This is a genomic window from Cupriavidus sp. WS (genome assembly GCF_000395345.1).
Taxonomy (GTDB): domain Bacteria; phylum Pseudomonadota; class Gammaproteobacteria; order Burkholderiales; family Burkholderiaceae; genus Cupriavidus; species Cupriavidus basilensis_B.
Genome location: NZ_AQPL01000474.1, coordinates 1 through 18,757 on the forward strand (window position 1 = coordinate 1; position 18,757 = coordinate 18,757).

An 18,757-nucleotide genomic window follows, 5' to 3' on the forward strand; every position below is an offset into this window, starting at 1 on the left:
CGGCGGTGGCTTCGGTGTCGATCTTGGCGATCACTTCGTCGGCGACCACGGTGTCGCCGTCGTTGCGGATGATCTGCGACAGCACGCCGGCCGACGGGGCCGGCACTTCGAGCACGACCTTGTCGGTCTCGATTTCGATCAGGATTTCGTCCTGGGCAACGGCTTCGCCCGGCTTCTTCTTCCAGTTCAGCATGGTTGCTTCCGCAACCGATTCAGAAAGTTGGGGGACCTTGACGTCAACAATAGCCATGGTTTTTTATTTCCTTTGGTATTCGTATGTGCTTCACGCGTGCGGCAAAAACAAGGCGGCGCGCGCCCGATGCGCGCACCGCCATTCAGGCCACGATCATTTGGTCAGGACAAAGCCCTTGAGCTTGACGAAAGCGGCTTCGAGCAGTGCCTTCTGTTGCTCGTTGTGCTTGGCGTAGTAGCCCACTGCCGGCGAGGCCGAGGCCGGACGGCCGGCGTAGCCGAGCTTCTGGCCATCGGTCATGTTTTCCATGATGTAGTGCTGCACGAAGAACCAGGCGCCCTGGTTCTGCGGCTCGTCCTGGCACCACACGATCTCGTTGGCGTTGGGGTACTTCTTCAGCTCGGCGGCCACGGCCTTGTGCGGGAACGGATAGAGCTGTTCCAGGCGGATGATGGCCGTGTCGCTGGCGCCGCGTTCCTTGCGCGCGTTGACCAGGTCGTAGTAGACCTTGCCCGAGCACATGACGATGCGCTTGACCTTGCTGGCGTTGAGTTCTTCGTGGTCGGGGATGACCGTCTCGAAGTGACCCTTGGCCAGGTCGGACAGCGGCGAAACCGCATCCTTGTTGCGCAGCAGCGACTTCGGCGTCATGATCACCAGCGGCTTGCGGAACAGACGGATCATCTGGCGGCGCAGCAGGTGGAAGATCTGGGCCGGGGTGGTCGGCTGGCAGACCTGCATGTTGTGGTCCGCGCACAGCTGCAGGAAGCGCTCGATGCGCGCCGAGCTGTGTTCCGGGCCCTGGCCTTCGTAGCCGTGCGGCAGCATCAGCGTCAGGCCCGAGGCGCGGCCCCATTTCACTTCGCCGGACGAGATGAACTGGTCGATCACGACCTGGGCGCCGTTGACGAAGTCGCCGAACTGGGCTTCCCAGATCACCAGCGCGTTCGGCTCGGCGGTCGAGAAGCCGTATTCGAAGCCGAGCACGGCTTCTTCGGACAGCACCGAGTCGATCACCGTGAACGGTGCCTGGTTTTCCGACACGTTCTGCAGCGGCACGTAGCTGCCGGCATCCCAGCGCTCGCGGTTCTGGTCATGCAGCACGGCGTGGCGGTGGGTGAAGGTGCCGCGGCCGGCGTCCTGGCCGGTGATGCGCACCGGATAGCCCGAGGCCACCAGCGAGGCGAAAGCCAGATGCTCGCCCATGCCCCAGTCCAGCGACTGGTCGCCGCGGCCCATGTTGGCGCGGTCCTTGACGACCTTCTCGACCAGCGTGTGCAGCTTGAAGTGCTCGGGGATGGTGGTGATGCGTTCGGCCAGGCGCTTGAGCTCGGTCACCGGCACGGCGGTGTCGGCGGCGTCGGTCCACTTGCGGTTCAGGAACGGCATCCAGTCCACCGCGAACTTGTTCTTGAAGTTCGACAGGACCGGATCGACCGTGTGCTTGCCCGCGTCCATCGCGGCGCGGTATTCCTTGACCAGCTCGTCGCCGAAGTCGGCGCCGACCAGGTTCTGCGCGGCCAGCTTGTCGGCGTACAGCTTGCGCGTGCCCGGATGCTGGCTGATCTTCTTGTACATCAGCGGCTGGGTGACGGCCGGGGTGTCCTGCTCGTTGTGGCCCAGCTTGCGGAAGCAGATGATGTCGACCACGACGTCGCGCTTGAACTCCATGCGGAAGTCCACGGCGAGCTGCATGGCGAACACCACGGCTTCGGGATCGTCGCCGTTGACGTGCAGCACCGGCGCTTCGATCATCTTGACCACGTCCGTGCAGTACAGCGTCGAACGCGCGTCGCGCGGGTCGGAGGTGGTGAAGCCGATCTGGTTGTTGATCACGATGTGCATCGTGCCGCCCGTGCCGTAGCCGCGGGTCTGCGCCAGGTTCAGCGTTTCCATCACCACGCCCTGGCCGGCGAAGGCCGCGTCGCCGTGCACCTGCACCGGCAGCACCTCGGCATGGCCGGCGGGCTCGCCGCGGCGTTCCTGGCGGGCCTTGACCGAGCCTTCCACGACCGGGTTGACGATTTCCAGGTGCGACGGGTTGAACGCCAGCGACAGGTGGACCGGGCCGCCTTCGGTGGAGACGTCGCTGGAGAAGCCCTTGTGGTACTTCACGTCGCCGGCCGGCAGGTCGTCGACGTGCTTGCCTTCGAACTCGGCGAACAGGTCCGCCGGCATCTTGCCCAGCGTGTTGACCAGCACGTTCAGGCGGCCGCGGTGGGCCATGCCGATGACGATTTCCTGCACGCCCTTGCTGCCGGCGCGCTGGATCAGCTCGTCCATCGCGGCGATGAACGATTCGCCGCCTTCGAGCGAGAAGCGCTTCTGGCCGACGAACTTGGTATGGAGGAAGCGTTCCAGGCCTTCGGCCGCGGTCAGGCGGTCAAGCACGTGCTTCTTCTTCTCGAGCGTGAACACCGGCTTGGAGCGCGTCGTTTCCAGGCGCTCCTGCCACCAGCGCTTCTGCGCCTGGTCGCTGATGTACATGAACTCGGCGCCGATGCTGCTGCAGTACGTTTCGCGCAGGTTGTTGAGCAGCTCGCGCAGGCTCATCGATTCCTTGCCGAAATAGGTATTGCTGGCGTTGAAGACGATGTCGAGGTCGCTTTCGGAGAAGCCGTAGAAAGCGGGGTCGAGATCCGGCAGGGGCGGACGCTCCTGGCGCTTGAGCGGGTCGAGGTCGGCCCAGTGCGAACCGATGTTGCGGTAGGCGGCGATCAGCTGCGTGGCAGCGACGCGCTTGCGCCCCATGTCCGAATCGGCGGACGCGACGATGGTCCTGATGGGACCGGCCTTGGCGCGCTCGGCGAACGAGGCGACGATCGGCGCATGCGGAATGTCGCGCGCGCTGGAGCCGTCGACGGCAGGCACGTTCTGCATCGCGTCGAAATACGCGCGCCAGTTGTCGGGGACCGAGGTGGGATTCTGGAGGTAGGCCTCGTACAGCTCTTCCACATAGGGCGCGTTGCCGCCGAAGAGGTACGAATTGCTTTGATACTGCTGCATCATGGGGCGCTCACTATTCTCCGGGAATGCCGGAGTAAAGCGGGTTCATCAACCTTCCGCGACACGGCTTGACCGGTTAGCGGATTGCAAACAACTCTTCAGGTCAACCGGAACACCTTATGCAAACGGCACCGCGATGGGTGCCGGTTCTTTCAGCGCTGCGATTGCCCTGCAAGGGCAAGTTGTGCGGGGAAGGACCTAAGTCTTCACTGCGCATAAGAATAGCACGTTTGCCGGAAGCCGCCGGGGTCTTTTCGTATTGCGGAACGCATTTGCAACAACGCCCGCGCCGGGGCCGGCGCGGGCGCATTGGCGCGCCTCGCGGGGCCGCGCGCGCGATGCGCCGGCCCCCCGCCGCGGCGGGCGCCAGGGGGCATCGCACCGCATCAAGTCGCATCAGGCCGGGTCGGGCGCGATCCGGTCGACCGCGTCGGTGATCAGCGAATCGAGCCCCCAGCCCAGCAGCTCGGCCGCGCGCGCCGGATCGTTGACCGTGTAGCAGGCCACGCGGAATCCGGCCGCGTGCGCCGTCTCAATCACTTCCGCGGTAAGCTCGCGATGGTTCGCATCGAGCGCCACGCAGTCCAGCCGGCGCAGCCGCGCCAGCCAGTCGGGCGGCAGCTTGTCCAGCAGCAGCGCGCGCGGCAGCGCCGGCGCGGCTTCGCGGGCGGCTTCCAGCGCGGTCTCGGAGAACGACGACAGCAGCGGCGGCACCTCGCTGCCGGCCCACAGCGCCAGCGCGTCCAGCGCCACCGCCGCGCCGGTGCGCCATTCCACGCCGGGCACCGGCTTGATCTCGATGTTGGCGTGCAGGCCGTTGGCGCGCGTATAGCGCGCGATGGCGGCCAGCGTGGGAATCGGCTCGCCGGCGTACACCGGGCTGTGCCAGCTGCCGGCGTCGAGCGTGGCCAGCTCGCCCAGCGTGAGCGCGTCGATGCGGCCGTGGCCGCTGGTGGTGCGCTCGAGCATGGCGTCGTGCAGCAGCACGGCGCGGCCGTCGCCGGACAGCTTCACGTCGAACTCGAACATGCGGTAGCCGAACCCGGCGCCGTGGCGGAATGCCGCCAGCGTGTTCTCGGGCGCCAGCTTGCCGGCGCCGCGGTGGGCGACGTGGCGCGGATAGGGCCAGGCGGCGAGGGCTGCGGGCGCAGGCGTGGTCTGGGTCATGGCGCGGGCTCCTTCAGGCGTCGATGCGCTTGCCGGTCTCGGTATCGAAGAAATGCAGGTGATCGGCCGAGGCCGTGACCGGCAGGCGGTCGCCGCCGCGCACCTGCATGCTGCTGTCCAGCCGCACCACCACCGGCTGGCCGCCGAGCGTGCCGTAGGCGAACGAGTCCGCGCCGAGCGCCTCGACCAGGCGCACGTCGATCTCGGCGATGGCCTCGGCCGCCGCGCACGGCTCGATGTGCTCCGGGCGCAGGCCCAGCAGCGCGCGCTGCGGCAGGTGCAGGCCCATCGGCAGGTGGCCGAGCGTGGCCTCGGGCTGCGCCGGGGCGCCCTCCTTCGGCTCCACGCGCATCTGCGCCTCGCCGCCGCCGTTGAGGCGCGCCACCGGCACCAGGTTCATCGGCGGCGAGCCGATGAAGCCCGCCACGAAGGTGCTGGCCGGGCGCGCGTAGACTTCCAGCGGCGTGCCGATCTGCTCCACGCGGCCGCCGTTGAGCACCATCATGCGGTCGGCCAGCGTCATGGCCTCGACCTGGTCGTGCGTCACGTACATGCTGGTGGTGCGCAGGCGGCGGTGCAGCTCCTTGAGCTCCAGCCGCATCTGCACGCGCAGCTTGGCGTCGAGGTTGGAGAGCGGCTCGTCGAACAGGAACACCGCCGGCTCGCGCACGATGGCGCGGCCCATCGCCACGCGCTGGCGCTGGCCGCCCGACAACTGGCGCGGCTTGCGCTCGAGCAGCGGCGCCAGCTCCAGGATGCCGGCGGCATGGCGCACGCGCTGCTCGATCTCGGCCTTGGCCATGCCGCGGATCTTGAGCCCGTAGGCCATGTTGTCGTAGACGCTCATGTGCGGATAGAGCGCGTAGTTCTGGAACACCATCGCGATGTCCCGCTCGGCCGGCTCGAGCTTGTTGACGACCTTGTCGCCGATGTGGACCTCGCCGCCGCTGATGGCCTCGAGCCCGGCCACCATGCGCAGCAGGGTGGACTTGCCACAGCCCGAGGGGCCGACGATGACGATGAACTCGCCGTCGGCGATCTCCATGTCGATGCCGTGCACGACCTTGACGTTGCCGGCGTAGGTTTTCTGTACGTTGCGAAGCGACAGTTTTGCCATTGCGATTCTTTCCTGCTGCGTGTGCGCTGCTTGTTCGCGGCGGCGCGCCGGTTGCGCGCCGCTCGTCCGCTATCGGGCATGGCTGGCGCGTTCCCGCGCCCCGCCCTGCCAGCCCGCTTATTTCTCGGTCTCGACCAGGCCCTTGACGAACCACTTCTGCATCAGCATCACCACCAGCGCCGGCGGGATCATGGCCAGCATCACGGTGGCCATCACCAGGTTCCAGTCGGTGGCGGCGTCGCCCGAGCGCGAGATCATCTGCGTCACGCCCACCACCACCGGCGTCATCGACTTCTGCGTGGTGATCAGCAGCGGCCACAGGTACTGGTTCCAGCCGTAGATGAACTGGATCACGAACAGCGCCGCGATGCTGGTCCGGGACAGCGGCAGCACCACGTCCCGGAAGAAGCGCAGCGGCCCGGCGCCGTCGATGCGCGCGGCCTCGGCCAGCTCGTCCGGGATGGTCAGGAAGAACTGGCGGAACAGGAAGGTCGCGGTGGCCGAGGCGATGATCGGGATGGTCAGGCCGAAGTAGCTGTCGAGCATGCCGAGGTCCGACACCACCTTGTAGGTCGGCAGGATGCGCACCTCCACCGGCAGCATCAGCGTCATGAAGATCATCCAGAAGAACAGCTTGCGCAGCGGGAAGCGGAAGTACACCACCGCGAAGGCCGAGATGATGGAGATCGCGATCTTGCCCAGCGCGATGCCCAGCGCCATGATCAGGCTGTTGAGCATCATCGTCGAGACCGGCGAGGCGGCATTGCCCACGCCGTCGGCCAGCACCGTGCGGTAGTTCTCCAGCAGGTGGCTGCCCGGCAGCAGCGTCATGGGCGCCTGCAGCACCTCGTCGGCGGTCAGCGTCGAGGCGACGAAGGTCACGTAGACCGGAAAGGCCACCACCAGCACGCCGAGCACCAGCACGAGATGCGAAAGAAAATCGAGAAAAGGGCGTCGTTCTACCATGTCAGCAATCCCTCAGTACTGCACCTTGCGTTCCACGTAGTGGAACTGCACCACCGTGAGGACCATCACGATCCCCATCAGCACGACGGACTGCGCGGCCGAGCCGCCGATGTCGAGCCCGCGGAAGCCGTCCTGGTAGACCTTGTACACCAGCGTGTTGGTGGCGTTCACGGGGCCGCCGTGCGTCACCGCGTCGATGATGGCGAAGGTGTCGAAGAACGCGTAGACCACGTTGATGACCATCAGGAAGAACGTGGTCGGCGACAGCAGCGGGAACACGATCGACCAGAAGCGCCGCCACGGGCCCGCGCCGTCGATGGCGGCGGCCTCGATCAGCGGCTTGGGGATGCTCTGCAGCCCCGCCAGGAAGAACAGGAAGTTGTAGCTGATCTGCTTCCACGCCGCGATCAGCACCACCAGCAGCATGGCCTGGTTGCTGTTGAGCAGGAAGTCCCAGTTCACGCCGAACGCGTGCAGGGCATAGGACACCACGCCCAGCGTCGGATTGAACAGGAACATCCACAGCACCCCCGCCACCGCCGGCGCCACCGCATACGGCCAGATCAGCAGCAGCTTGTAGCCGCTCGCGCCGCGCACCACGCGGTCGGCGAAATACGCGAGCAGCAGCGACACCGACAGCCCGACCAGCGTCACGCCGACGGCGAACACCGCCGTCACGCGGAAGGAATTCAGGTACTGCGCGTCGCCGAACAGGTCCCTGAAGTTCTCCAGGCCAACGAACTGCAGGTCGATGCCGAACGCATCCTGCCGCAGCACCGACTGGTACAGGGCCTGCCCCGCGGGCCAGAAGAAGAACACCAGCGTGATCGCCATCTGCGGCAGCACCAGCAGATAAGGCAACCATGAAGATTGGAATACGACCCGTTTTTCCATCACGTATCCAGACCGCCGCCACGGGCGGGGAGTCATCCGTCGGGAACACCGCGGCCCTGGCGGGCCGCCCAAACCAAAGACGGAGGCAATGCCTCCGCCGTCCATCCACCCGATACCTCAGGCGCTCACTCGCGGGCCGTCTTCTGGAAGCGCTCGAGCAGTTCGTTGCCGCGCGCCACGGCCGAGTCCAGCGCCTCCTTGGGCTGCTTCTTGCCGGTCCACACGGCTTCGAGCTCTTCGTCGATCACGGTGCGGATCTGCGGGAAGTTGCCCAGGCGGATGCCGCGCGACTTGTCGGTGGTCTTGACGATCATCTGCTTGACCGCGACGTCGGCGCCCGGGTTCTTGTCGTAGAAGCCGGACTTCTTGGTCAGCTCGTAGGCCGCCGTGGTCACCGGCAGGTAGCCGGTCGACTGGTGCCAGTCGGCCTGCACCTCGGGGCGCGACAGGAACGTGAAGAACTTGGCCACGCCCTTGTATTCCGCGGGCTTCTTGCCGCCCATCACCCACAGCGACGCGCCGCCGATGATGGTGTTCTGCGGCGCGCCCGGCACGCCCTGCTCGTAGGGCAGCTGCGCCGCGGCGAAGTCGAACTTGGCGTTCTTGCGGATGTTGGCCAGCGCCGCCGAGGAGGCGGTCAGCATCGCGCACTGGCCGGCGATGAACTTGGCCTTGGGCTCGTCCTTGCGGCCGCCGTAGACGAAGTAGCCCTTCTGCTGCATGTCGAGCAGGTTGGCGATGTGCTTGACGTGCAGCGGCGAGTTGAACGTCAGGCGCGCGCCGGGGCCGCCGAAGCCGTTGTTCTCGGTGGCGAACAGCGTGTTGTGCCAGGCCGAGAAGCTCTCCAGGTGCACCCACGACTGCCAGTCGGTGGTGTAGCCGCAGGAGACGCCGGCGGCCTTGAGCTTGGCGGAGTCGGTCGCCACTTCCTGCCACGTCAGGGGCGGCTTGTTCGGATCCAGCCCGGCCTTCTTGAAGGCGTCCTTGTTATAGAACATGATCGTGGTCGAGCTGTTGAACGGGAACGACAGCATCTCGCCCTTGTTCGACGTGTAGTAGCCGGCCACCGCGGGGATGTAGATCTTGGGGTCGAACTTCTCGCCGGCGTCCTTCATGACCGCCGCCACCGGCTTGATGGCGCCCTTGGCGCTCATCATGGTGGCCGTGCCCACCTCGAACACCTGCAGGATCGCCGGCGCGTTGCCCGAGCGGTAGGCCGCGATGCCCGCCGCCAGCGACTCGTCGTACTGGCCCTTGTAGACCGGCACGACCTTGTAGTCGGACTGGCTGTTGTTGAACTCGGTGGCGATCGCGTTCACCTTGTCGTTGAGCGCACCTTCCATCGAATGCCACCACTGGATCTCCACGGCAGCATGGGCGGAGCCCGCCACGGCCAGCATGGCGAAGGTGGCGAGGGTCAGCGCGGTACGTTTGATGGTCATGGGAAACTCTCCTGTTGTTCTATCGCGACGTGGGACAAAAATCGTCCGACTGTATGCAGTTTTTATGACAGCCGGATGTTACCCCGCCGGCCGCGATTGGAGAACCGGGCAATTCCACTAAATGACAATAATATGACAACGATTTGCCAATGCCTTGACAGGGTAGAATCCGGCACCATGCAAGCCATCCAGACCCTCTCCGCCCCGGCGCTGCGCCGGGTTCGCGGCGTGCTGACCGACATCGACGGCACCCTCACCACCGACGGCAGGCTGCCGGCGGCGACTTACCTGACACTGGACCGCCTCCGGCAGGCCGGCCTGCACGTGATCCCGGTCACGGGCCGCTGCATCGCCTGGGCCGAGATCCTCACGCGCCTGTGGCCGGTGGACGCCATCATCGGCGAGAACGGCGCGTTCTATTCCCACCTGCGCGCCGGCAAGCTGGCGACGCGCTACCTGGACGACGCCGCCACGCGCGCCGCCAACCTCGCGCGCATCCACGCGCTCGGCCAGCACATCGTGCAGGCGGTGCCGGGCTGCGCGCTGGCCTCCGACCAGGCCTGGCACGCCGCCGACCTCGCCATCGACCATGCCGAGGACGTCGCGCCGCTGCCCGCCTCGGAAGTGGCGCGGATCGTGGCGCTGATGCGCGCGGCCGGCATGACGGCCACGGTCAGCTCGATCCACGTCAACGGCTGGTTCGGCGCGCACGACAAGCTCAGCATGAGCCGGCTGTGCGCGGCCGAGCTGCTGGGCGCGGACCTCGACGCCGAGCGCGACCAGTGGCTGTTCATCGGCGACTCGGCCAACGACGCCACCATGTTCGCGCACTTCCCGCTGTCGGTCGGCGTGGCCAATATCCGCGACATCCTGCCGCAGCTGCCCGCCCTGCCCGCCTACGTGACCGCCGCCGCCGGCGGGGAAGGCTTCGCCGAGATGGCGGAGCTGCTGCTGGCCGCGCGCGGCTGACGCGCCGGCGCGGCAAACGAGACAAGCCGGGCGAAACAAGCCAGGCGAAACAAGCAAGACAAGCGAAACGGGCGGGCCGGAGGCCGATCCTGTCGGATCGGCGCCCGGCCCGCCCGCCTCTTTTCCCGCGGCCCGGCGCGCAGCCGGCCCGCGGCTCAGTCGAAGCCCAGCTCCTGCAGCTTGCGCGTGATCGTATTGCGCCCGATGCCCAGGCGCGTGGCCGCCTCGACCCGGCGCCCGCGCGTCACGCCCAGCGCCGCCTCCAGCACCGCCTTCTCGAAGCGGCGCGTGAGCGCGTCCATCACCTCCGGCTGGCCCGATTCGAGCATCGCGCGCGCCTCGCCGGCCAGCAGGTTTTCCCAGCCCGCCATCGCGCCGGCCGACGCGACGCGGCCGGCAAAGGACAGCGCGCCGTCCGGCTCGGTGGTGATGACGCTCGGCGCGGCGCCGTAGTCCACCGCGTCGTGGCCGTCGGTGTCGTCGCGCGCCTCCGGCGCCCGCGCGATGCCGCTCGCCGTGCCGGTGCCGTTGCTGCCCGAGCCGCCGCCGATCATCTCGCGCGGCAGGTCCTTGACCTCGATGGTCTGGGCCGGCGCCATCACGGTCAGCCAGTTGCACAGGTTCTCGAGCTGGCGCACGTTGCCGGGGAACGGCAGCGTGCTGACGTAGGCCAGCGCCTCGTCCGACATGCGCTTGGGCTCCACGCCCAGTTCCTTGGCGCTCTTCTGCAGGAAATGGCGCGCCAGCAGCGTGATGTCCTCGGGCCGCTCGCGCAGCGGCGGCAGGCGCAGGCGGATCACGTTGAGGCGGTGGAACAAGTCCTCGCGGAACAGCCCTTCCTTGACGCGCGTCTCCAGGTTCTGGTGGGTGGCGGCGATCACGCGCACGTTGGCGCGCAGCGGGTTGTGGCCGCCCACGCGGTAGAAATTGCCGTCGGACAGCACGCGCAGCAGGCGCGTCTGCAGGTCGAACGGCATGTCGCCGATTTCGTCGAGGAACAGCGTGCCGCCCTCGGCCTGCTCGAAGCGGCCGCGGCGCATGGTCTGCGCGCCGGTGAAGGCGCCGCGCTCGTGGCCGAACAGCTCGGATTCGAGCAGGTCCTTGGGGATGGCCGCGGTGTTCAGCGCGATGAACGGGCCGTTGGCGCGCGGGCTGTGCTTGTGCAGCGCCTGCGCCACCAGTTCCTTGCCGGTGCCGGACTCGCCGGTGATCAGCACGGTCACGTTGGACTGCGACAGGCGGCCGATGGCGCGGAACACGTCCTGCATGGCCGGCGCCTGGCCGAGAATCTCGGGCGCGTCGACCAGGCGGTCTTCCATCTCCTCCTCGCGCAGGCTTTCCTGCAGCGCGCGGCGGATCAGCTCGACCGCCTTGTCCACGTCGAACGGCTTGGCCAGGTATTCGAAGGCGCCGCCCTGGAACGCCGCCACCGCGCTGTCGAGGTCGGAGTAGGCCGTCATCACGATGACGGGCAGCCCCGGATGGCGCGCCTTGAGCGCCTGCAGCAGATCCAGGCCGGAACCGCCGGGCATGCGGATATCGGAGATCAGGACTTGCGGCTCGTCGTCTTCCAGCGCGGCGAGGACATCGCGCACGTTGGTAAAGCTGCGCGAGAGCAGGCTTTCACGGGCAAGGGCTTTCTCAAGAACCCAGCGGATTGATTGATCGTCGTCGACTATCCAGATCGGCTTCATGTGCGTCGCTTGTCTGCTCGGTGTCATTTGGTCTTCCGATCCTGCGTGCGCGCCGCCGGCGGGGCCGGTCGGCAGCAATCGTTGTGGCAAGGCCGCTTGCCGGCGCCGGGTCAATGCAGGGGCAGCAGGATACGGAAGTCGGTACAGCCAGGCCGGCTCTCGCATTCGATCAAGCCCTCGTGCTGCTGCACGAAGGTTTGAGCGAGTGTGAGACCGAGGCCGCTGCCGCCGTCCCTACCCGACACCAGCGGATAGAAGATGCGTTCGCGAATATCCTCGGGGATGCCCGGACCGTTGTCGATGACATGCAAGTCCAATGCCAGCTTGAACAAACGCTTGGCAATCGTCACCTGGCGGGCCACCCGCGTGCGCAGCACGATCTGCGCGTCGCCGCGCGCGATGCGCTCGGCGAGCGCCTGCGCGGCGTTGTGGACGATGTTGAGCACGGCCTGGATCAACTGCTCCATGTCGCCGCGCAGGTCGGGCAGGCTGGCGTCGTAGTCGCGCACGATGTCCAGCCCCGTGGGGAATTCGGCCAGCACCACCGAGCGCACGCGCTCCAGCACCTCGTGGATGTTGAGGTCGGACACGATGTGCGGGTGGCGGTGCGGCTCCAGCAGCCGGTCCACCAGCGTCTGCAGGCGGTCCGACTCCTTGATGATGACCTGGGTGTACTCGCGCAGCGAGCGGTCCGGCAGCTCGAACTCCAGCAACTGCGCCGCGCCGCGGATGCCGCCGAGCGGGTTCTTGATCTCGTGGGCGAGATTGCGGATCAGCTCCTTGTTGGCCGAGGTCAGGTCGAGGATGCGCTCCTCGCGGTCGCTGCGCACCTTCTGCTCGTTGGGCAGCATCTCCACCAGCACGGTGTCGGGATTGGCTTCGAGCGCGCCGATCACCACGTGCACGTGCATCGGCTCCTGCAGCGGCGGGTGCAGCACCACGTCCTGCCGGCGCGCGTCGAACTGGCGCGACAGCACCGTGTCGATCATGCTGTCGAGCTCCTCCGAGGCGCCGAACAGGTCGCCCAGCGACAGCTCCAGCATCGCCTTGCGCGACAGCGCGAAGCTGGCCTCGGCGGCCGGATTGGCGTAGACCACGCGCATGCCCGGCTGGCGCACCAGCAACACCGGGTTGGCGATGACGTCGAGGCCCTGGTGGTAGGACACGTCGCCCAGGGGCAGCACCACGGCTTCGCCCTCGGGCGGGTTGCCGGCTCCGGCCGAAGCCACTTTGCGGGAGACGCTGCGGATCAGGCGACGCATGAGACTAGTCCTTCAGGTTGGAGAGTTCGCGCCGCAGCGATGCGGCGTTGGCCTCGCCGCGCGCGATGTCGTCGCGCAGCGTGGCGGTGCGGTCGAGATACTTCTGGTAGTTGCGCTCGTTGCCCTGGCGCTCCGGCTGGCCGTCGTTGTACTCGGCGCGCAGCGCGGCCAGCTTGGCTTCCTCGCTCTGCAGCTCCTGCTCGAGCACGGCGCGGCGCTCGCCGTCGCGGCTCTTCTGCGTGGCGCTGTCCACGCGCGGGAACGCCGCCGGCGCGGCGGCCGGCGCGCCGCCCCTGGCGCCGCCGCCGGACACGCGCGTGCCCGGCACGGTAGTGACCTCGGGCAGGCTGAGCCGCTTGCAGTTCTTGCCGCCGCTGCCGTTGCGGTACTCCGGCACGCCGTTGGCGCCGGTGCACAGGTAGATGTCACCCGACTGCGCCGGCGCCGGCCGGCTCCAGCCGAGCAGCGCCAGCGCCAACATGGCGCACAACGCCGCCGATGCGTGCCAGCGGGCACCGAAGCGGGGCACGGACCGGAGCGAGGAAAGCAGGGAATCGAGCGCGTCCATTGATTTCAGCAAGGGAGGTGGGAAAGGAGCCTCATTCTAGCCATCAATGCAGGCATCAAAACAAAAAGGGACAGCCGAGGCCGCCCCTTCCTGGTGCAACTGTTGCCCGGTCACAACCTGGCAACGTCCCGCCTTACAGCGAGTAGTACATCTCGAACTCGACCGGGTGCGTGGTCATGCGGAAGCGGGTGACTTCTTCCATCTTCAGCTCGATGTAGGCATCGATCATGGAGTTGGAGAACACGCCGCCGCGCGTCAGGAACTCGCGGTCGTTGTCGAGGTATTCCAGGGCCTGGTCGAGGCTCGAGCAGACGGTCGGGATCTTTGCATCCTCTTCCGGCGGCAGGTCGTACAGGTTCTTGTCGGCGGCTTCGCCCGGGTGGATCTTGTTCTGCACGCCGTCCAGGCCGGCCATCAGCAGCGCCGAGAAGCCCAGGTACGGGTTGCACAGGGGATCGGGGAAGCGCGTTTCGATGCGGCGGCCCTTCGGGTTCGCGACATACGGAATGCGGATCGAGGCCGAGCGGTTGCGGGCCGAGTAGGCCAGCTTCACCGGGGCTTCGAAGCCCGGCACCAGGCGCTTGTACGAGTTCGTGCCCGGGTTGGTGATGGCGTTCAGCGCGCGTGCGTGCTTGATGATGCCGCCGATGTAGTACAGCGCGAATTCCGACAGGCCGGCGTAGCCGTTGCCCGCGAACAGGTTCTGGCCGTCCTTCCACACGGACTGGTGCACGTGCATGCCCGAGCCGTTGTCGCCGACGACCGGCTTCGGCATGAAGGTGGCGGTCTTGCCGTAGGTGTGGGCGACGTTCTGGATCACGTACTTCTGCAGCTGGGTCCAGTCGGCGCGCTGCACCAGCGTGCTGAACCTGGTGCCGATCTCGTTCTGGCCCTGGCCGGCCACTTCGTGGTGGTGGACTTCCACGGGGATGCCGAGCGATTCGAGGATCAGGCACATTTCCGAACGGATGTCCTGGAAGGTGTCGATCGGGGCGACCGGGAAGTAGCCGCCCTTCTTGCCCGGACGGTGGCCGCTGTTGCCGTGCTCGAATTCCTTGCCCGACGACCACGGTGCTTCTTCCGAGTTGATCTTGACCGAGCAACCCTGCATGTCGACGTTCCACGTCACGCCGTCGAAGATGAAGAATTCGGGTTCCGGACCGAAGTAGGCGGCGTCGCCCAGGCCGGTGCTCTTCAGGTAGGCCTCGGCGCGCTTGGCGATCGAACGCGGGTCGCGGTCGTAGCCCTTGCCGTCCGACGGCTCGATCACGTCGCAGGTCAGCACCAGCGTCGGCTCTTCGTAGAACGGATCGATGTTGGCGGTAACCGGATCCGGCATCAGCAGCATGTCCGAAGCCTCGATACCCTTCCAGCCGGCGATCGACGAGCCGTCGAAAGCGTGGCCGCTTTCGAACTTGTCTTCGTCAAAGTGCGACACGGGCACCGACACGTGTTGCTCCTTGCCTTTGGTATCGGTGAAGCGGAAATCGACGAACTTGACGTCGTTTTCCTTCACCAGCTTCATCACATCTGCAACGCTGTGGGCCATGCCTATCTCCTGGAAATTCGGCTGAAGTCTAGAAAGCCATTCTTGCGTCGATCTCCGCGCCGGCCGCCTTGCTCGGGGGCATCGGCGCGGCACGAGGATCGCCGCGAAAGGGACGAGGAATGTTAGCAGAAAGCATGCCAAGGGAAGGCCCCAATTCCACCCCCGTTCCCGAAAAAAGTGCAGCCCGGCAGCCGCATGCGTCTCTTCCGCCCGGCGATGGGTGCCGCATGTGGCATATGCGGAACGGCACCGCGGCGAACGGCGCGCACGCGCCCCGCGACTGCGCATGCGGGCCGCGCGCCGGAAACACCAAAACGGTGCCACGCCTTTTCATTGCGCACTATTTTCGTGCCAATGCGGTGTCATGCATATTTTTGGTGCATACCCGCCCGCGCCACCTCTCCGCCCGCCTTGGTTCGCCGGCAGCGCCGTCCGAACGCACCGGCGCCGGGCCGCGGCGCGCTAGAATAGTCGATGGCGTCCCCGCTGCGCGATGGGCGGACAGACGGACGCCATTCCCATCCCCCAAGATCCTGCCACCCACCCCCGATGACCACCCGAGACGATCTCCTCCAGGCCGCGCGCCAGCGCCAGCAGCAAGACCAGCTTCCCTATTTCGGCGCCCTCTCCCCGCAGGAAGCGTTCGCGCTGCTGCAGAACGACCCCCGCGCCGTGATGGTCGACGTGCGCACGCAGGCGGAGCTGGACTGGATCGGCGGCCCGGACCTGCCGGAAGCGCAGTCCGCGCACGTGGAATGGATGAGCTACCCGGGCGGCGCGCAGAACGCGGCCTTCCTCGAACAGCTCAAGGCGCGCGTGGCGCCCGACGTGCCGGTGCTGTTCCTGTGCCGCAGCGCGGCGCGCTCCAAGCATGCCGCGCGCGTGGCCACCCAGGCCGGCTACCAGTTCGCCATCGACGTGCTCGAAGGCTTCGAGGGCAACCGCGACGAGCACCATCACCGCAAGACGGTCGAAGGCTGGTGCGTGCGCGGCCTGCCGTGGCACGGCGCGTGATGGTGGCGGGATAGCCCCGGACCAGCGCCGGCCGGGCCAGTGAAAACGGGACAGCCGCGCTGTCCCGTGAAGTTGCCGACAGGACAGCTCCGCTGTCCTGTTTTTCGTTGCGCGAACGCGCCGCGGCCGGCGCCCTAATCCCCCGCCGGATCCCCGGGCCGCCGCGAGCCCACTTCCACCAGCTCGAACCCCATCGCGCGCACGCCGTCGCGCAGCATCGCGTAGGCCGGCTCGACCAGATCGACCGCGCCTTTCACGCCGAGGTCGATGTGCCGCCGCGCATAGAGCTCGCCGCGCGTGGCGTCGCCCACCGACGGCAGGCTGAACACGCGCACGCCGTCGAACGCCGCCTCGACCCGCTCCATCAGCGGGGTCAGCGTCGACTCGGGCGCCTCGAACACCAGGAACGAGCGCTCTTCCTGCACCGACATATGGAACAGGTGCGGGTAGTAGTGGTCGAGCACCCATTCCATCATCGGCCACGCCATCACCGGGAAGCCGGGCATGAAGTGGTGGTCGGCCACGGAGAAGCCGGGAATGCGGTTGTAGCTGTTGGGGATGATGCGCGCGCCGGCCGGGAATTCGCCCATCTTGAAGCGGTGCTGGTTCTCGGGCAGGTTCAGGTCGCCCTTGACCGGGTCGCCGGCGGCGGTCTCGGCGATGCGCTGGGCGATCAGCTCGCGCGCCTCGGGATGCAGCGCCAGCGGCACGCCGAGCGCGGCCGCCGCGCACTGGCGGGTGTGGTCGTCCGGCGTGGCGCCGATGCCGCCGGTGCAGAACACCACGTCGCTGCCGGCAAGCGTGCGGCGCAGCGTGGCGGTGATGCGCGCGCGCTCGTCGCCGACGTACTCGGCCCAGTCCAGCGCCAGCCCGCGCGCCGCCAGCAGCTCGATGGCGCGGCGCATGTGCTTGTCCTCGCGCCGCCCAGACAGAATCTCGTCGCCAATGACGATCAGGCCGAAACCCATGATGCCCTCGCTTCAGGAATGTTCAATGCGCCGCACGTCGGACGGCGCGAGATCGATGACGTCCAGCGCCGGCGCTGCCGCCGCGGCGGCGGCGCGCTCGGCGCGCAATTGCTCCAGCGCGCGCAGGCAGAAATGCCCGAACCACAGCGCCGAGAAGATGAAGATCAGCACGTACAGCCACAGCGTGCCCGCCAACACGAACGGGAACAGGAAAATCAGCGCCGCCGAGGAAACCCAGATCAGCGTCGGCGCCGAACCCAGCAGGCCGACCACCACGCCGATGGCGAGCAGCGGCATGCGGTGGCGCTTCATCAGGGTCCGGCGCTCCTCGGCGGTGGCATGCTCGGCGAGCGCGTCGTAGGTCATGACGCGATAGGTCAGCCAGCCCCACAGCAGCGGCGGGATCAGCGCGAAGAACAGCGGGAACAGCCACAGCGGCAGGGTCACGATCACCAGCACCAGGAACAGGCAGGTGCTGCCCAGCGTCTGCAGCACGCTGCCGGCCACGCTGCCGCCCCGGGCCCGCTCCAGGCCGGGATAGCTGCGCTCGAGGTGCCGCACCACCGCCGGCACCGAGAACAGGCTGATGAAGATCAGCATGGAGGCGATCACCAGCGGCACCATCAGCGCGATCACGAACAGCGGCGCCACCACCGCGTGCAGCGACTGCATGCCCAGCCACGCCAGCCCGGCGTAGATCCAGCTGGTCAGCACCGAGGTCTCGAGCATGCCGCGCGCGGTCGCCATGATGGGTTCCCAGCCCCACAGCAGCAGGCCGCCCCACAGCGCCGTGGCGAGCACGAAGGGGATGACGGTGAGCATCAGCATGCGCGGATGCAGCTGGCTCATCAGGGCACGGGCAAGCGCGCGGAAAATGTCGTTCATGCAGGCAAGAGGAGGATCGCGCGACTACCGCGCAAACGGGGACGGATAGACTAGCACACGTCACCGGAACGGGCTGCCGGGCCCGCGCGGGCGCTCACCCGCGCCGCAGCAGCCGCCGGATGCCGTACCACTGCTGCGACAGGAAGCCGGCGCCGTAGTCGCGCCCCTTGCCCGCCGGGGGCGGCATCTGGTCGCGGATGCCGGTGGGATGGTAGGCATCGGTAAACACGGCGGTGCGGAACAGCATGTCCCACCAGGGGAAGATCACGCCGTAGTTGCAGCCGCCGAGCCGGCCCGGGCGGCCCTGCGTCTCGTGCCCCACGCCCACCGCGTGATGGGTGCGGTGAAAGCGCGGCGACACCAGCAGGCGCTCGCCGAGCGCGCCGAAATGCAGGCGCAGGTTGGCGTGCTGCAGGCTCTGCAGCAATTGCGACAGCGCCACCAGCAGCACGTACTGCGACGGCTCCACGCCGACCGCCAGCGCGGCGGTGGCGAACACCAGGTCGCGCAGCATGTCGTCGAGCAGGTGGTTGCGGTTGTCGCTCCACAGCGTCATCTGGCGCTGGCTGTGATGCAGCGCATGCAGGCTCCACCACCAGCGGTAGCTGTGCGACAGCCGGTGGTACCAGTAGTCGAGCAGGTCGAACAGCAGCAGGTAGACCACGAAGCTCACCAGCGGGATCGAGGTCACGCCGGGCCACCAGTCCTCCACGTTGACGCGCTGCCAGCCGAGCAGCCGGAGGTGCCCTTCCAGCGCGTCCATGACTGGGTCGAGCAGGAAGAACATGGCCAGGCGGAACAGGCCGAGCCGGTGGATGACCGTGTAGAGGATGTCGGTGCGGATCGCGGCGCGGTCGGTCACGGCCTCGACCGGGCGCAGCTTTTCCAGCGGGCCGAGGATCAGCACCATCACCACGATCTGCACCAGCCCCACCAGCAGCCATTCGGTGCCGGTGAAGGCGTCCTCGGCATAGCCGCCCAGACCGAGCTGGTACACCACCGGCAGGATCACGTCCTGGAACAGCGTCGCCTCGACCTGGCCGACCCAGGCATTGAAGGTGTC

16 protein-coding genes are annotated in these 18,757 nt (G+C 67.4%); 2 read left to right on the plus strand and 14 right to left on the minus strand.

Going from position 1 to position 18,757, the window contains the following annotated elements; all coding sequences use genetic code 11:
* The 7 genes from K206_RS39875 to ugpB form a co-directional block, all read right to left on the minus strand.
* Positions 1-250 (minus strand): biotin/lipoyl-containing protein (locus K206_RS39875; protein WP_304413137.1); only part of this gene is annotated, 250 nt, incomplete at its 3' end.
* A 96-nt stretch (positions 251-346) separates the two neighbouring features.
* On the minus strand, positions 347-3,202 hold the full coding sequence (locus K206_RS0131725; RefSeq protein WP_020206342.1) for a 2-oxoglutarate dehydrogenase E1 component: 2,856 nt from the start codon (positions 3,200-3,202) through the stop codon (positions 347-349).
* A 393-nt stretch (positions 3,203-3,595) separates the two neighbouring features.
* Complete coding sequence (gene ugpQ / locus K206_RS0131730) at positions 3,596-4,366, minus strand: glycerophosphodiester phosphodiesterase (RefSeq protein ID WP_020206343.1); 771 nt, start codon at positions 4,364-4,366, stop codon at positions 3,596-3,598.
* A gap of 13 nt (positions 4,367-4,379) precedes the next feature.
* Entirely contained in the window at positions 4,380-5,483 is a 1,104-nt protein-coding gene (locus K206_RS0131735; RefSeq protein WP_020206344.1) for a sn-glycerol-3-phosphate import ATP-binding protein UgpC, read from the minus strand.
* Between the two features lie 117 nt (positions 5,484-5,600).
* Entirely contained in the window at positions 5,601-6,449 is an 849-nt protein-coding gene (gene ugpE, locus K206_RS0131740) for a sn-glycerol-3-phosphate ABC transporter permease UgpE (protein ID WP_029044306.1), read from the minus strand.
* A gap of 12 nt (positions 6,450-6,461) precedes the next feature.
* Positions 6,462-7,343: a sn-glycerol-3-phosphate ABC transporter permease UgpA gene (ugpA, locus tag K206_RS0131745; protein WP_029044307.1), complete on the minus strand. Its 882-nt coding sequence runs from the start codon at positions 7,341-7,343 to the stop codon at positions 6,462-6,464.
* 125 nt (positions 7,344-7,468) lie between these two features.
* On the minus strand, positions 7,469-8,785 hold the full coding sequence (ugpB, locus tag K206_RS0131750; RefSeq protein ID WP_020206347.1) for a sn-glycerol-3-phosphate ABC transporter substrate-binding protein UgpB: 1,317 nt from the start codon (positions 8,783-8,785) through the stop codon (positions 7,469-7,471).
* A gap of 177 nt (positions 8,786-8,962) precedes the next feature.
* On the opposite strand from ugpB, the gene K206_RS0131755 reads away from it, so the two are divergent.
* Entirely contained in the window at positions 8,963-9,754 is a 792-nt protein-coding gene (locus K206_RS0131755; protein WP_020206348.1) for an HAD-IIB family hydrolase, read from the plus strand.
* Between the two features lie 155 nt (positions 9,755-9,909).
* Here K206_RS0131755 and ntrC read toward each other — a convergent pair whose 3' ends face one another.
* The 4 genes from ntrC to K206_RS0131775 form a co-directional block, all read right to left on the minus strand.
* On the minus strand, positions 9,910-11,448 hold the full coding sequence (gene ntrC, locus K206_RS0131760) for a nitrogen regulation protein NR(I) (RefSeq protein WP_029044308.1): 1,539 nt from the start codon (positions 11,446-11,448) through the stop codon (positions 9,910-9,912).
* A gap of 110 nt (positions 11,449-11,558) precedes the next feature.
* The gene (glnL, locus tag K206_RS0131765; RefSeq protein WP_020206350.1) at positions 11,559-12,710 is read right to left on the minus strand and encodes a nitrogen regulation protein NR(II); all 1,152 of its coding nucleotides are present in this window, start codon (positions 12,708-12,710) and stop codon (positions 11,559-11,561) included.
* A 4-nt stretch (positions 12,711-12,714) separates the two neighbouring features.
* Entirely contained in the window at positions 12,715-13,278 is a 564-nt protein-coding gene (locus K206_RS0131770; protein ID WP_020206351.1) for a hypothetical protein, read from the minus strand.
* 133 nt (positions 13,279-13,411) lie between these two features.
* Positions 13,412-14,827 carry a 3-hydroxylaminophenol mutase gene (locus K206_RS0131775; protein ID WP_029044310.1) on the minus strand — a complete coding sequence of 472 codons (1,416 nt, stop codon included), beginning with the start codon at positions 14,825-14,827 and terminating at the stop codon, positions 13,412-13,414.
* Between the two features lie 549 nt (positions 14,828-15,376).
* On the opposite strand from K206_RS0131775, the gene K206_RS0131780 reads away from it, so the two are divergent.
* Entirely contained in the window at positions 15,377-15,841 is a 465-nt protein-coding gene (locus K206_RS0131780) for a rhodanese-like domain-containing protein (protein WP_020206353.1), read from the plus strand.
* 134 nt (positions 15,842-15,975) lie between these two features.
* Here K206_RS0131780 and K206_RS0131785 read toward each other — a convergent pair whose 3' ends face one another.
* The 3 genes from K206_RS0131785 to K206_RS0131795 all read right to left on the minus strand — a co-directional run.
* Positions 15,976-16,809: a molybdopterin-binding protein gene (locus K206_RS0131785; RefSeq protein ID WP_020206354.1), complete on the minus strand. Its 834-nt coding sequence runs from the start codon at positions 16,807-16,809 to the stop codon at positions 15,976-15,978.
* 12 nt (positions 16,810-16,821) lie between these two features.
* Positions 16,822-17,694, minus strand: coding sequence for an EI24 domain-containing protein (locus K206_RS0131790; RefSeq protein WP_029044311.1), 873 nt, complete (start codon positions 17,692-17,694; stop codon positions 16,822-16,824).
* 94 nt (positions 17,695-17,788) lie between these two features.
* The coding region (locus K206_RS0131795; protein WP_020206356.1) for a sterol desaturase family protein at positions 17,789-18,757 on the minus strand (969 nt) is incomplete at its 5' end.